Origin of the sequence: Solibacillus isronensis (assembly GCF_900168685.1) — a bacterium.
In the GTDB taxonomy this organism is placed as follows: domain Bacteria; phylum Bacillota; class Bacilli; order Bacillales_A; family Planococcaceae; genus Solibacillus; species Solibacillus isronensis_A.
In genome coordinates this window covers 1,005,776-1,020,303 of the sequence record NZ_FVZN01000014.1, presented here as the reverse complement: position 1 = coordinate 1,020,303, position 14,528 = coordinate 1,005,776, and the positions used below count along the sequence as shown (strand labels likewise).

The window sequence follows — 14,528 nt, the reverse complement described above, 5'->3', positions numbered from 1 at the left end:
TTAAATAGCAAACCGTTTAGTTACAGCATCTGAATGTTTACTTCCTATACTTCCTCTAAAGCAATGTCCGTATTATAGATTTCTTCTAAAGTCTTTCCTTTTGCTCGGGAAAGAACTGTCAGACGTGCCTGCAATTGCTTCATTGCAAATTCCATCGATTTCCCTCGTTCGATGCCAAGGCTTGTTACTACTTCGCCTTCTTTTCTTTCCGTTAACATCATCGCAATTGGTAACAGCTCCTGCAGCCTTTGTTGTACGCGTTCAAACAGCTCCAGTTCCGGATTTTCACTAATTAAGCGCTGAATGAGGAATGTACCGAAACCAATATGACGTCCTTCGTCACGCTTTACGTTTCTAATTCCTGAAATAAACCCCGGGAACAGATTTGCTCTTGATAGAGCTTCATGGAAGAACCAGTAACCTGTTTCGGCCAAAACACCTTCCGCGAAAATGTTGTAAGTAACCGCAGCATCGATCATCGCTTCCGGTGATTGATCTTCAAGCAATCTGCCCATCACTGCCGGCAATGTTTCATCAAATAACTTCCGGTAGCCTGGTGAAAGTAAATGAGTCAAATCTTCCGTTACGCCGATTTCTTCCAGGAACAGACTGAAAAACTCCGCATGCTTCGCTTCTTCAAAAAGGAATGTTGTTAAATACGATTCCTCTTCGAACCATCCCTTTTTCGAAACCGCCATAATCATTGGCAGGATATCTTGCGTTACTGCTTCTTCGCCACCAATGAATTGAGCAAATTGAGTCAGTACCTCTAATTGTTGCTCCTCATTTAATTTCTTCCAGTCTTCTTTATCTTGGGTAAAGTCGATATCTACCGGATTCCAGATTCCGAATTTTTTCGCTTTCTGGTACAGATTATACGGTAGTGAATTTTTGTTGATTTCCTGTTTAGTCGTTACATATTCTCTCATTGCTAATTCCCCCTTTAATGTTGTACGGTTCATCCATAACTGCGTGATTATTAAAGAGATCCTCCTGTAAAATAGCAATCAACATCACAAATTTTACGTAGCGAGTCCTCTCTGTAGAACAACCGTAAAAGTAATTATTTTTTTATTTCAAAAAATGCTTTTACCTTTACTTCAGCAGCTTCATTAACTGCTTCCGCCTCACAAATCCAGCAAATTTCATTTTCATCGACAACCCGGCCTTGTACCGTTATTCTTTCTCCTGGCCTTGTCATAGCTTTAAATCTCGTTGTGAATCTCTTCAGATCCTTTACTTCGAACCATTGTCCAATTGCCTGACCGACAAATCCCATAACCAGCATGCCATGAGCAATGACCCCACCTAAACCTGCTGCTTCCGCGAATGGAACAACGGTGTGGATTGGGTTGAAATCTCCGGATGCACCTGCATAACGAACAAGCTGTGTATGCGTTATTTCTTCCTTCTGTAAAGGTTCCAGTGTCTGACCGATTTCCATAAAATGACCCCCTAATGCCTTTCGATAATCGTCGAACGACTGATTAAAACCGTTTCACCTTGTTTGTCCAAATAATCCTTGCGTATGACAAAAAAGTTCATCGCCGCTTTTGTATATGCTTTTTCAATGACACCATGCACTGTAATCTCTTCATCGGGAACAATCTCCCTGAAATATTCATACTCCTGCTCACCGTGGAGGACCTTTTTCATATTTAAATTCAATAACTCGGACGAGGAGGCGCCTCCACCCCAAAAGTCAATCACTGTCGGGAATGTAGGTGGAACCGCTTCTCCGTTTAAATACTCCTCCTTCAGATCGCCAATCGCTTGTGCCAATTCTTTGATTTTTACTTTTTCAACTCTAAAGGTATAGGATTCTAATTTCAGGCCAACTTTTTCCTTAAGCCCAGTATTCAAAAAATCACCTCCCTTAACTTCATTTATCATTATTTTCAGATTATTTAACTCAAATTACTTCGTTGTTGCCGGCGGTACTTTCCTCAAATAGTCTTTATGAATTTGAGCTGCAATAATGTTTTTTTGAATTTCGGACGTACCTTCATATATTTTTGTAATTCGGGCATCCCGGTAATATCTTTCCACAGGAAAATCCTTCATATAGCCGAGACCACCGTGAATTTGAACAGCTTTATCCGCTATGCGATTATAAATTTCCGAACCTAAAAGTTTTGCCATCGCGGCCTCTTTCATGACGTTCATCCCCTGGTCTACCATCCATGCTACTCTGTACGTAAAGGATCTCAACGTTTCGATATCCAACGCCATTTCCGCCAAGTAATGTTGAATGATTTGCTGTTCGAAAATTGGTTTACCGAACTGTTCACGCTCATGCGCATATTTCACGGATAGCTCAAAAAGCTTTTGCGATGAACCTAAATTTCTTGCTGCGAGCCCAGCACGCCCATTTGCCAAAATGGTTAAAGCATTGACATATCCTAACCCTTCTTCACCGAGCACATTTTCGGCCGGAACTTCACAATCCTCGAAAAAAATTTCGGACGAATGGGAACCGCGAAGCCCCATTTTTTCTTCTGTTTTCCCGACGATAAAACCTGGAGCGCTTTTATCTACGAGAAATGAAGTTATTCCTTTTGCCCCTTTAGTTGGATCGGTTGCAGCCATCACTGTAAAAACGCCTGCAATCGGGGCATTCGTAATGTATTGCTTTGCACCATTCAAAATATATTTGTCCCCTTTACAAATGGCAGTAGTTTTTAAACCAGCTGCATGGGAACCTGCAGTCGTTTCAGTTAAAGCAAACGCGCCAATAATGTCACCTGAAGCCATGCGTGGTAAATATTTTCGCTTTTGCTCTTCTGTCCCCAATTCCACAATCCCGACAGATCCAATTCCTGTGTGGGCACCGATTACCGTCATATATCCGTTCGATGTACGGCCGATTTCTTCAAAAAGACTACATTTCCCGACCATATCAATGCCTGTACCGCCATATTCTGCAGGGATGCTTAAACCGAATAAACCCATCTCTTTTGACATTCTCATAATATGTTCGGGTATTCGGTCTTCACGGTCAATCTGATCTGCAACTGGGTCCACTTCATTATCTATAAAATTCCGAATTGATTTTTTCATCTCAACTAAATCGGGTGGCAGCTAAAAGTCCATTTTTCTCTCCCTTCCATTTAGCAGTCCAAACAATTACACTAACGGAGCATACGGGAAGACTTGTGCACTACCTTCAAGCGGTGTAAAACTTGATTGAAGCGACCCTTTAATTGCACTTAAGCTATCAACTGACCAGCCTTTTGCATTGAATACAGAGCGAATCGGGCGCGGCTGAGAAAACACCATAATTTCCTTTCCGCGTACACCAAATATTTGACCGGAAATATCGGCAGCTTCATTCGATGCCAAAAAGGCAACTAATGGTGCAATATGAGCCGGTGAAAGCTGTTTCAATCTTTCTACGCGCTCTTTTTCATCCTCTGTTTCTGCAGGGATTGTCCCGATTAATCGACTCCATGCAAACGGGGCAATCGCATTCGATGTGACATTATACCTTGCCATATCCAATGCTGTACTTTTACTTAACCCGACAATTCCTAATTTGGCAGCGGAATAATTGGCTTGCCCAACATTACCGATTAACCCTGAAGTGGAAGTGAAATGAATAAAGCGCCCACTTTTTTGCTCCTTAAAAATCGTTGATGCTGCTCGCGTCATATTGAATGAACCCTTTAAATGAACCGCAATAACTGCATCCCATTCTTCCTCGCTCATTTTAAATAACATACGGTCACGTAAAATACCTGCATTATTCACGACGATATCCAGGCGTCCGAATCTTGATAATGCTGTGTCTACAATATTGGAAGCAGATTCATAGTCCGCAACGGAATCATAGTTGGCTACAGCTTCTCCGCCAAGTTCCTGTATTTCCCGCACTACTTCATCTGCAATTTTTGTATCATTTCCTTGCCCGTCAGATCCTCCTCCTAAATCATTGACAACAACTTTTGCTCCTTCTTTCGCTAGAAGTAAGGCAATATCTCGTCCAATGCCTCGACCGGAACCTGTAACGATTGCAACTTTATCTTTTAAATTCGACATAGTGAACACCCTTTCTTATTTGGCTAATTTTCTCTTTATACGAATTGTTTAAATTCATTTAGAGCAACACGGAATTTCGGATGTGGCTGGTTGACTTTTTGGTATCGTGGTTACCGGACGGTCGGACGGAACAAAACAGTCAATCAGTGATGCATGGACGAGTGTTTCACCGGATGTACATGGGAGATTGCTGTTTACTTCCGCGATTACGACCGTCGCTTCCTTTATCAATGTCTGTACAACATCTACCGAGAGACCGAGATTACAAAAACCATCTGCATTTGGCTTTGAAACCTGTATAAGTGCAACATCGATTCCCTCTTCTTTGATCCACCGGGGGATATCCGAGAAATTCAAAGGAACTTAATCACAATGATTATTTTTTTATGCTTTTTTCAATAAGAATGAATTTAAAAATGTTCGGATTATAAAGTGTGGTTGACATGATATATCCGCATATTTACACGGACTACCTAAAACGATGGTATATGATAAAATCTCTTGTAACCGTGACTTTTTCTTCTACAAGTACTTGAGGTTCATTACACATCGGTGCCAAAAATATTGTTTGAGAGGATTCAATAAGCTGGATTGCTTTTTCAGCAGTGGTACATTTTTTTGTATAGTGGGATCTGCTCCGGCCCGTATTTACAACTGCAGATTTTCAACAATCGTTGTAATACCAAGTCCGCCGCCGATACAGAAAGTAACTAAACCGTATTTTTCTCCGCGTCTTTCCATTTCATGAAGCAGCTTTGTCATTAGTACACCGCCTGTACCTCCAATTGGATGACCTAGCGCGATTGCACCACCATTGACATTGACTCGGTTTATGTCCATGCCGAGTTCTTTAATGACGGCTAAAGATTGAGCTGCAAAGGCTTCGTTTAGTTCAATTAACCCGATTTGATCGAGTGTTAAATTCGCCATTTTCAATGCTTTTCTAGTTGCCGGCGCAGGGCCAATTCCCATAATTTCAGGCGAAACCCCTGCAACAGCCTGCGCAATGATTTTCGCTTTAGGTTTTTTATCATACTGTGCAGCCGCTTCTTCCGACATTAGCATGATTACACCTGCCCCATCATTACGACCACTAGTATTTCCAGCAGTTACTGTGCCATTTTCTTTAAAAACAGGTTTTAGCTGTGATAGTTTTTCAAATGTTGTTTTCCTTGGATGCTCGTCTACTTTAAATTCGACGGTTCCCTTTTTCATCTTCACTTCAAATGGGACAATTTGATCCATGAACGATCCCAATTCGATCGCTCTTTTCGCATTTTCCTGGCTTCTTAAGGCGAACTCATCTTGTTCACTTCGGGAAATCGAATATTTCACAGCCAAGTTCTCAGCAGTCATCCCCATTGTTAATGCGCCATATGTTTCAATCGGCTGGGCACGGGGCTGACTTTCCGTATTAGAATCAAGAATTTCACCGTTTCCTGCTCCGTAACCGTAACGAACATTACGCAAATAATACGGTGCTGTGCTCATGCTTTCAGCTCCGCCAGCAATAATAATATCGGACAGTCCACACATAATTTGCTGGGCGCCGCTATTCATCGCCTGCAGACCTGATCCGCACTGTCGGTGAACGGTATAGCCAGTAATTTCAATCGGAAAACCTGCACGTAAAAGGGCTAAGCGGGCCAGATTAGGCGAATCTGTACTTTGCTTCGCTTGTCCAATAATGACTTCATCGATCTTACTCTTATCGATTCCGGTACGGACGGTAATTTCATCCAACACTTTTGCCGCAAGATAATCTACCTCCACATCTTTTAATGTCTCGCCCATGCGACCGACTGCTGTACGTACAGAGTCTATTATTACGGCATTTTTCATTTCATCTCACCTCATAAATTCATAGTACATATCATGTGCTTAAACTTGATGAAGTAGTTTCGGATCCATTACAGTCCTAAATTTTTGGCAATAATGACTTTCATAATTTCATTGGAGCCGGCGAAAATTGGTGTAACTGCAATATCGCGGAATCGTCTCGCAATCTTGTATTCTTCCATATAGCCGTAGCCGCCATGTAATTGCATACATTCTACCGAAATTTTCCGTGCCATATCCGTTATCCACCATTTGGCCATTGATACTTCCGTCACAATATCCTGTCCTTCTAAATGACGAATGATCAAATCATCGACAAATGTTTGGCCGATTTGTACTTGTGTGGCAATTTCAGCAAGTGTAAATTGTGTATTTTGGAATTTACCAATCGGTTTACCAAACGCTTCCCGCTCTTTAACATATTGCAGCGTTAAGTCGAGCATATCTTTTGCAGCGGTAATTGCCCCTACTGCTGTCAGAAGGCGTTCTTGCTGCAATTTTTGCATTAAATACAAGAAACCTTTTCCTTCTTCACCAAGGAGGTTTTCTGCCGGAACTCGTACATTTTCAAAAATAAGTTCTGCTGTATCTTGGCTATGCATGCCAACCTTGTCTAATTTTCTGCCGCGGGAGAAACCTTCCATCCCTCTTTCAATAATCAGTAAGCTTACCCCGTTATGTGCAGGTACAGCTTTAGGATCTGTTTTACAAGCAATGATAATGACATCGGAAAGAATCCCATTCGTAATGAAGGTTTTTTGACCGTTTACTATATAGTCGGAGCCATCTTTAATTGCAGTCGTCGTCATTTTCTGTAAATCAGACCCTGCACCCGGTTCTGTCATTGCAATGGCTGAAATCCATTCACCGCTTACAAACTTCGGAAGATACTTCATCTTCTGCTCTTCTGTTCCAAAAGAAGTGATATACGGCGTTACGACATTACTATGCAGTCCAATTCCACTTAAACCGCCACCGACTTTTGATAATTCTTCAGATAAAACAATATCAAAAATAAAGTCCAAGCCCATTCCGCCGTACTTTTCCTCTACACTCGGACATAAAAATCCCTGACTGCCTAACTTTGTCCATAATTCACGCGGAACGATGCGATCGTGCTCCCATTGTGTAAAATAAGGTTCAATCTCTTTTTCCACAAATTTTCTAAGAGATTCCCGGAACATAATATGATCATTATTAAAAAATGTACGAGACTCTTTTCTAGATTTCGCTAATGTTTTATTCATTTATTTCACTCTCTCTTCGTCATATTTTTAATACCTTACATATTGAAAGCGATTACATATCTTTTCGTAATTTTATAAAATATGAATAGAGTTTTATTTAAAGTCTCTCAATAATTGTTGCATTGGCCATGCCCATTCCTTCACAAATCGCAAGTAAGCCATAGCGTTGGTTATTACGCTCCATGCGGTAAAGCATCGTAGTTAATAATTTAGTTCCTGTTGCGCCAAGTGGATGACCTAACGCAATCGCACCACCGTCGGGATTCAGCTTTTCCAAATCTGCACCAAGCTCTTTTGCCCAAACAATCGGTACAGGTGCAAAAGCTTCGTTCACTTCATACGTATCCATATCATCAATTGTTAAGTTTGCTTTTTCAAGGACACGTTTTGTCGCTTCAATTGGACCTGTCAACATAAGTGTCGGGTCAGAACCTACGACAGTACGCGAGATGATTTTCGCCATCGGTTTCACACCGAGTTCCTGCGCTTTTTCACTCGACATAATGAGTACTGCAGATGCACCATCGCTCATTTGTGATGAAGTTCCTGCAGAAATAAATCCGTCTTCTTTAAACAACTTTCGTAAACCTTGCAAAACTTTGACGGTCGTTCCCGGTCTTGGACCTTCATCTGTCTCAACATCACCGATCGCTACAATCTCTTCATCAAAATAACCTGATTCAATTGCCTGAATGGCGCGCTGCTGGCTCAGCACAGAATATTCATTGATTTCCTGCTCTGTTAGCTGCCATTGTTCAGCAATACGCTCTGCGGATAATCCTTGGTGAATCAGTTCATATTTTTTGATACGGTCACTTTTGCGCGTGCCCTCCATATTTGATCCCATCGGTACACGGCTCATGCTTTCGATACCACCTGCGATTACAATATCCATATCGCCTGCAATAATCGCTTGTGCCGCAAAATGAACCGCCTGTAAACTTGAGCCGCATTGCCGGTCAATCGTTACACCGGGCACTTCGATCGGAAAGCCTGCCATCAATGCAGCAATTCTTGCGATATTTCCGCCTTGCTCCAATGTTTGGGTAACACAGCCAAAAATAACATCCTCCACAAGGGCCTTTTCTATTCCCGCACGTTTTACTACATCCTCCAGTACATCTGCAGCTAAATCATCTGCCCGTACTTCTGCTAATACACCATTTCTTCTTCCTACCGGTGTTCGTGTAGCAGCGACGATTACGGCTTCTCTCATTCACTCATTCCCCCTTAATATATTGGGTGTTGGCGAATCATTTAGATCGCCTTCTAAAATCTCTAAACCATTTCGCTTTCCCAAAAAACACTATATGTTGCTTATACAAAAAGATTACAACCTATTAAGCATTTAATGATCTGTCTCTTAATTTATATAAATTGTGCATTGAAAATATTCTCACCAAATTAGTACTTTTAAATAGTAAAATTCACACTTACTACGTTAATTGTTATTGCTTTAATAACAATTTACGATTTCATTTAAAATTTCAGAATAAGTTAATACTTCATCTCAGAAGGTAATTAACAGAAGAAAAGCATGGTTTTATATGTAAATCGAACTTCATACCTGATAGTGACTTATTATGAAAGTGATAGAGTTTCATGACTATTTCAATGTATTTTGAAAAGTATTTTTTTCAATAGAATCTTTGTTAATTATTTTTTAAGTCATAATAAAAAGGCATCATCCATTTGAATTAATCAAATTAGATGATGCCTGAGAAAAATTTTAAACTGTTCTACTTACTCTTTTATGCTTCCGTCTTTGGAATGGAAGCGCAATAAATCTCCATTTACAACTTTATCGGAATAGTGAAGTTTTTCTTCTACCATCGCTTTTAATTTATCTGCTGTTTCCACTTTTGATTCATCGAGCTCTTCGCCTGTTTTTGAATCATAGTATTTGCCATCCAATGAATAGATCGTAGGGCTGACAAAATTACCGTTTCTAAACGGAACAATTTCGCTATGCTCTTCAGAAAGTAGGTCTGTCCCAAAATGGATGTTGTTTTTCGTTTCAACACCTAGTAAATGCAGTACTGTCGGAAGAAGGTCTATTTGTCCACCATACGTATGGTTAACGCCGCCTTCCATTCCCGGCACATGAATAAATAACGGTACACGCTGTAAATCTGCATTTACAACAGGTGTAACTTCTTCACCAATAATTTGTTCCATCGCTTTATTGTGGTTATCGGAAATTCCGTAATGGTCTCCGTACATTACAATCATTGTATTTTCATAAAGACCGGATTCTTTTAAATACGCAAAGAACTGTTCAATCGCTTCGTCGGCATAACGAGCTGTCTGGAAATAATTATCGACACTCGCATCACCTGTTGTCGCCTTACCGATCGTCGCTAAATCCTGGTCGATCTTGTAGGGGAAGTGATGGGCAACCGTAATGAATTTTGTATAGAATGGCTGCGGCAATGTTTCAAGCATGCTTTCCGACTGCTCGAAAAATGGTTTATCCATTAAGCCGTACTCGGCCATGTTTTTCGGATCGGAAGTATCATATGAACTTTCGTCAAAAAATTCGTCATAGCCAAATTGGTTGTAAATAATATTTCTGTTCCAGAAGCTGCCGTTATTTCCGTGGAACACGGCTGATGTATAGCCATAGTCTTTCAATAACGATGGTGCGGCTTCAAACGTATTTTGACCTTTCGTAATAAAGGCTGAACCTTGTGGCAATCCGAATAATGAATTCTCTAACATAAATTCAGCATCGGAAGTTTTCCCCTGCGCTGTTTGATGATAAAAGTTATCGAAATACATTGTGTTTTCATTTTTAACTAATGAATTTAAAAACGGTGTTACTTGTTCGCCCTCAAGCTCATAATCGATTAAAAATGACTGCATGGATTCCAGATGCAAATAAATCACATTCATATCTTTCGCTTTACCAAAGTACTTCTCGTTTGGCTGGGCTGAAAATGAATTTGTAAAGTTAATAATTTCCGCAATATCACTGCTGTCTGCTGAAGCACGTTCTGAAGATGCTTCAAATGTTTTAACAGAATCATAAATTGTATAATTGTACATACCTAAATATTTCACGATATAACTGCGGTCAAAGCCACGGCTCAATAAATCCGGGCGGTCAGCTTCCGCTAATTGCAAGTTGACAATTGATAATACGATTGCCGCTGCTATAACAGCTGCAGGCATTTTGAATCCGACTTTGCCGGATTGGAAATTAATTCTCTTTGAAAAACGAATATATATCAATACGAAAATATCCACAAAAAATAATAAATCAGTCGGTTTTAATAATGTTAAAACACTGCCGCCTAAATCTCCGAAATTTTGTGTTTGTGAGATTGTTGGAAGCGTAATAAAATCGCTGAAGAAACGATAATATACAGCATTTGCAAATAATAAAAATGTCATCAATGAATAAATGATGATCAATGCAGTCAATCTTCTTTTTCTTTTAAACAGAAAAGCAACTGCTAAAAATAGTACCGCAGAGCCTAATGGGTTAATTAATAAAAGAAACTGTTGAAGTGGTCCCTCTACACCCAATTTAAACTGGGACACTTGTGTAATATAAGTTTTCGCCCAGAGCATTAAAACAGCAAGAACGAAAATCCCTGGAAAATTGTTTAATAAGCTTTTATTTTTTACTAAGTTTTTCACCTTGTAATCACTCTTTCTATTCAAGACGTTTTCCTTTTTTTATTTAGAAAAACAAGAATCAATATATCAAAAAAACATTAACCTATGCAACTATTATGTAACGATTTTTGATAGCAATTGTTGCCAAGAAGTATTGATTTTGAACGAAAGCAGTGAAAAAATGGAGGATTGCGTAAGCAAATTCCTCCATTTTGTATAAGTTTAGCTATTAATATTGCAGCTTTCTAATCTTTATTTAGGAAAAACTTTTTTAAAGCGATCACAAACTGTCAGCATTTCTTCGGTAAATGCCAGGCCCTGTTTGGAAAGTTCTCTGCTGAAAAACGCGACATGCGCTTCCTTCCATTCCTCATAGGTACCTTCTCCTTCTGCCAAGGCAAAATCAACCGGTACTTCATGGAATGGGTAAATTTCAATAGAATAAGATTGTATGATCGCAACCGGTTCATCCAGACTGTTTAAAACAATCTGGTAATCCCCCACTTCAGGCAAACTTTCCCCTTCTAGTTCATACAACGGAAAGCTTGAACAAGTTGCTGCTTTAATGCCATCCACTACAAGTCCTGCAAGCAAATCTGCTTTTTCACCAAATTGAAATGCTTCTTTATAATGAATATTTTGTATACCTTCCGAATCACAAAAATGCCCCCAATATGCTTCGATTTGATTCATTTGCCTAACCCCCTTTGTTTCGACTGTGCCCATTCAAATGGACCTTCATGAACGGTAAGCTGCTGATTTTCCAGCCATGCCGTTCTCGTAAATAGCTTTTGCAGAAAATAACGGTCATGGCTAATCGCGAGAATAGTTCCTTCAAAGTTCTCCAATGCTTCTTCAAGCGCTTCTCTCGATTCAATATCAAGATGGTTCGTCGGTTCATCCAACACGAGAACATTGCATTTTTGAACCATTAATTGAGCTAGTCGGAGTCTCATTTTTTCTCCGCCGCTTAGTTGATCCACTTTTTTAAATACATCATGACCATAGAATAAAAATTTGGCGAGCATATGCCGCGCATCATTTTCCGTTAATGACACCTGCTCCCGGAATGCATCAATAAGACGCTGCTTGCCGTTAAATTGATCAAACTGCTGTGCCAGATAACCAATTTTTAAATTGCTTCCTTGCTTTGCATCCCCATCAACCGGCGTCATTTCCCCTAGTAGAATTTTTAATAACGTGGATTTTCCCGTTCCGTTATTCCCAACAATCGCTATCCGATCTTGATAATGTACCGATAACTGAACATCCATAAATAAAAAGTCCTGGTCATACCCGTGGGAAATGTTTTTCAGCATAAATACTTCTTTTCCGGTCCGGTCTTCAGCCTTGAGCTGTAAATTCATCTGACGCTCGGTTTTTGGCTTTTTGACAACTTCCATTCGAGCGAGCATTTTCTCCATTACTTTCGCTTTGCGGTATAGATCGGGATTCGGAGGAGATGCCTCATTCGCCCATTGTCGTAATCGACGAATTGCCTCTTTCATCTTCTGAATCTTTTTTTGCTGTTCTTCATATGCCGCAAACTGCTGCGCTATTTTTGCTTCTTTGTTTTTAATGTACTGATCATAGTTCCCCTTGCTCATCCAAATCTGCCCGTCTTCAATTTCTGCCACATACTGAACAATTTTATTTAAAAACATCCGGTCATGCGAGATTACAACAACAGTACCTTTAAAGTATTGCAAATAATCTTCAAGCCATTGTGTTGCAGCAAGATCCAAATGATTTGTCGGTTCATCCAACAGCAAAATATCCGGCTGCTGCAGTAATATTTGAGCGAGCATTACCTTTGTTTTTTCCCCGCCGCTGAGCGCATGAAAAGATTGTTCCAATAGTTTTGTAATCGCGAGTCCATTGGCAATCGATGCAATTTTTGCTTCAATTTCGTAGCCACCCTTTGCTAAATAGTGCTCTTGCAGCTTTCCATACTGATTTAAAATCTTCTCGGATAAATCAGTTGCCATCCTCATTTCCAACTGAGACAGACGATCTTTAATATCATGTAATTCAGCAAATGCTTTTGACAATACATCAAAAACTGATAGATCCGTGTATTGAGGAATTTGATGCAAGTAGCCGATTGTTTGACCTTTCGATTTTATGATCCGCCCTTCATCCGGCTGTTCAATACTTGCCAGCACTTTAAATAATGTTGTTTTCCCGCTGCCGTTTCGACCGACGATTGCGATACGTTCACCGGCATTCACCTCAAAAGAAAGTTCCTTAAAAATAGTGTTGCCACCGATAATTTTCGTTATGTTTTCTGCTTTCAACTGCATATTTCTACGCCTCCACTGGCGCAGCTAAAAAAAACAAAAAGACTGCTCATTAACAAGAGCAGCCTTTTCAGTATTGGTGAAAAGAATGAAGTTAATTAGCTACGCATTATTTTTAAATTGTCTAAAAAAGGGCACACCTATCCCGTCAGACCCAAATTTAAAAGTAATGACACGTGCAAAATACATAGCTGTATCCACTTTCACACCTGTCTCGATCGCTAACTTCTTCATTCCGTTCACCTCCGTCCATTTGAATTGTTCTAATATTACCATATTTCAATTAATATGTACATACTGGAAATGCGTATGTTTTTTGGGTGGCGTTCTGCTTTTCGCATTGTTCCACTTTTGATACTCGATGCTCTATTTCTCCACGCACTTTCTACTTTATTATGAATTCGTTCTACTTTCCGGGTGCAATATTCCACTTTCACACTCGAACATTCTACTTTTCGTTCCACCTGTTCCACTTTTTAGCCCAGGTATTCTAATACCCCTCTCTTCCTGCTTTTCATTCCCCACCTCAAATCCTCAAAAGCCGGAACTTTTATTTTCCCTTTTTACAAATTTGCGTTACGATAAGAGGTGGATGCAATTTAGAATGGAGGAAGTTTTCCTTATGTCGAATAAAGCTTTACAAAAAGATGCGATGCGCGTTTTAAAAGAGACGAGCCGTACATTTTATATCCCCATTACTTTTTTAGATAAAGAATTAAAATTAACGGTTGCTGCTGCATATTTAGCGATGCGGGCAATTGATGAAATTGAAGATCATGAAGATGTTTCCAATGAAATGAAAAATGCGACATTATTAAAAGTGGCGGACTTATTGAAAGCCCCTACCTTTGATAATGATGCTTATCTTGATGCACTGGCTCCTGTAAAGAATAAAATGCCTGAAGTGACACTGCGTCTTGCTGATTGGCTGGAAGTTTGTCCTCAAGGAGCATTCCCGATTGTCACTTCTGCTACGAGCGAAATGGCAGAAGGAATGGCAAAATGGGCACTTGCAAACTGGCAGGTGCATACGAAAGAAGACTTGGACGACTATACATATTATGTGGCTGGTTTAGTCGGTGTCATGCTTTCGGAGCTTTGGGAATGGAGCGCCGGTACGAAAACGGACCGCGAGCTGGCAATTGGCTATGGTCGAGGCTTACAGGCAGTAAACATTTTACGAAATGAGCAGGAAGATTTGGATGAGCGCGGTGTAAGCTTCGTTCCGGATGGCTGGACGCGGGCTGAACTATTTGCTTATGCCGAGGAAAACTTGGCTAAGGCTGACCTTTACATGAAGGATTTAGATAAGCGTTCAATCAAACTGTTCTGCAGACTGCCTTTAGCATTGGCTCATAAAACATTACAGGCGATGAGAGAAGGACGAGAAAAAATGTCCCGCTCAGAAGTTGAAGCAACAGTAGAAGAAATCCAGGTAGACTAAAAAGAAGTGTGTTGAGGGATACCCCACAACACACTT

The 14,528-nt window shown here is 40.2% G+C and carries 14 protein-coding genes; 1 reads left to right on the top strand and 13 read right to left on the bottom strand.

The window, feature by feature from the left end:
* Positions 1-44 precede the first annotated feature (44 nt).
* The 13 genes from B5473_RS13575 to B5473_RS21110 form a co-directional block, all read right to left on the bottom strand.
* Positions 45-962: a R2-like ligand-binding oxidase gene (locus B5473_RS13575; RefSeq protein WP_079526028.1), complete on the bottom strand. Its 918-nt coding sequence runs from the start codon at positions 960-962 to the stop codon at positions 45-47.
* A 101-nt stretch (positions 963-1,063) separates the two neighbouring features.
* Complete coding sequence (locus B5473_RS13570; protein WP_079526026.1) at positions 1,064-1,444, bottom strand: MaoC/PaaZ C-terminal domain-containing protein; 381 nt, start codon at positions 1,442-1,444, stop codon at positions 1,064-1,066.
* A gap of 11 nt (positions 1,445-1,455) precedes the next feature.
* Positions 1,456-1,863: an FAS1-like dehydratase domain-containing protein gene (locus tag B5473_RS13565; protein ID WP_079526024.1), complete on the bottom strand. Its 408-nt coding sequence runs from the start codon at positions 1,861-1,863 to the stop codon at positions 1,456-1,458.
* A 54-nt stretch (positions 1,864-1,917) separates the two neighbouring features.
* Positions 1,918-3,060 (bottom strand): acyl-CoA dehydrogenase family protein, encoded by a 1,143-nt coding sequence (locus B5473_RS13560; protein WP_079526021.1) that lies wholly within the window; start codon positions 3,058-3,060, stop codon positions 1,918-1,920.
* A gap of 66 nt (positions 3,061-3,126) precedes the next feature.
* Positions 3,127-4,038 carry an SDR family NAD(P)-dependent oxidoreductase gene (locus B5473_RS13555; protein ID WP_079526019.1) on the bottom strand — a complete coding sequence of 304 codons (912 nt, stop codon included), beginning with the start codon at positions 4,036-4,038 and terminating at the stop codon, positions 3,127-3,129.
* A gap of 54 nt (positions 4,039-4,092) precedes the next feature.
* Complete coding sequence (locus B5473_RS20925; protein WP_254865313.1) at positions 4,093-4,395, bottom strand: hypothetical protein; 303 nt, start codon at positions 4,393-4,395, stop codon at positions 4,093-4,095.
* A gap of 291 nt (positions 4,396-4,686) precedes the next feature.
* Positions 4,687-5,880, bottom strand: a complete 1,194-nt coding sequence (locus B5473_RS13545; protein ID WP_079526017.1) for a thiolase family protein — start codon at positions 5,878-5,880, stop codon at positions 4,687-4,689.
* 68 nt (positions 5,881-5,948) lie between these two features.
* Positions 5,949-7,124, bottom strand: a complete 1,176-nt coding sequence (locus tag B5473_RS13540) for an acyl-CoA dehydrogenase family protein (RefSeq protein ID WP_079526015.1) — start codon at positions 7,122-7,124, stop codon at positions 5,949-5,951.
* Between the two features lie 97 nt (positions 7,125-7,221).
* The gene (locus tag B5473_RS13535; RefSeq protein WP_079526013.1) at positions 7,222-8,340 is read right to left on the bottom strand and encodes a thiolase family protein; all 1,119 of its coding nucleotides are present in this window, start codon (positions 8,338-8,340) and stop codon (positions 7,222-7,224) included.
* A gap of 527 nt (positions 8,341-8,867) precedes the next feature.
* Entirely contained in the window at positions 8,868-10,769 is a 1,902-nt protein-coding gene (locus tag B5473_RS13530) for an LTA synthase family protein (RefSeq protein ID WP_079526011.1), read from the bottom strand.
* Between the two features lie 231 nt (positions 10,770-11,000).
* Positions 11,001-11,441: an ASCH domain-containing protein gene (locus tag B5473_RS13525; protein ID WP_079526009.1), complete on the bottom strand. Its 441-nt coding sequence runs from the start codon at positions 11,439-11,441 to the stop codon at positions 11,001-11,003.
* Positions 11,438-13,051 (bottom strand): ribosomal protection-like ABC-F family protein, encoded by a 1,614-nt coding sequence (gene abc-f / locus B5473_RS13520; RefSeq protein ID WP_079526007.1) that lies wholly within the window; start codon positions 13,049-13,051, stop codon positions 11,438-11,440. Before abc-f ends, B5473_RS13525 begins: the two co-directional genes overlap by 4 nt.
* 99 nt (positions 13,052-13,150) lie before the next feature.
* Entirely contained in the window at positions 13,151-13,282 is a 132-nt protein-coding gene (locus tag B5473_RS21110; RefSeq protein WP_303047321.1) for an RAxF-45 family protein, read from the bottom strand.
* 388 nt (positions 13,283-13,670) lie between these two features.
* Here B5473_RS21110 and B5473_RS13515 point away from each other — a divergent pair, with 388 nt between their 5' ends.
* A complete protein-coding gene (locus B5473_RS13515) occupies positions 13,671-14,492 on the top strand; it encodes a squalene/phytoene synthase family protein (protein WP_079528715.1) in 822 nt (273 codons plus the stop codon).
* The last annotated feature ends 36 nt before the right edge of the window (positions 14,493-14,528 follow it).

Coding starts and splice junctions, on each gene's coding strand:
- B5473_RS13545 (WP_079526017.1), bottom strand. CDS start 5,880: ATGAAAAATGCCGTAATAATAGACTCTGTACGTACAGCAGTCGGTCGC.
- B5473_RS13570 (WP_079526026.1), bottom strand. CDS start 1,444: ATGGAAATCGGTCAGACACTGGAACCTTTACAGAAGGAAGAAATAACG.
- B5473_RS13540 (WP_079526015.1), bottom strand. CDS start 7,124: ATGAATAAAACATTAGCGAAATCTAGAAAAGAGTCTCGTACATTTTTT.
- B5473_RS13560 (WP_079526021.1), bottom strand. CDS start 3,060: ATGAAAAAATCAATTCGGAATTTTATAGATAATGAAGTGGACCCAGTT.
- B5473_RS13555 (WP_079526019.1), bottom strand. CDS start 4,038: ATGTCGAATTTAAAAGATAAAGTTGCAATCGTTACAGGTTCCGGTCGA.
- B5473_RS21110 (WP_303047321.1), bottom strand. CDS start 13,282: ATGAAGAAGTTAGCGATCGAGACAGGTGTGAAAGTGGATACAGCTATG.
- abc-f (WP_079526007.1), bottom strand. CDS start 13,051: ATGCAGTTGAAAGCAGAAAACATAACGAAAATTATCGGTGGCAACACT.
- B5473_RS13515 (WP_079528715.1), top strand. CDS start 13,671: ATGTCGAATAAAGCTTTACAAAAAGATGCGATGCGCGTTTTAAAAGAG.
- B5473_RS13535 (WP_079526013.1), bottom strand. CDS start 8,340: ATGAGAGAAGCCGTAATCGTCGCTGCTACACGAACACCGGTAGGAAGA.
- B5473_RS13525 (WP_079526009.1), bottom strand. CDS start 11,441: ATGAATCAAATCGAAGCATATTGGGGGCATTTTTGTGATTCGGAAGGT.
- B5473_RS13575 (WP_079526028.1), bottom strand. CDS start 962: ATGAACCGTACAACATTAAAGGGGGAATTAGCAATGAGAGAATATGTA.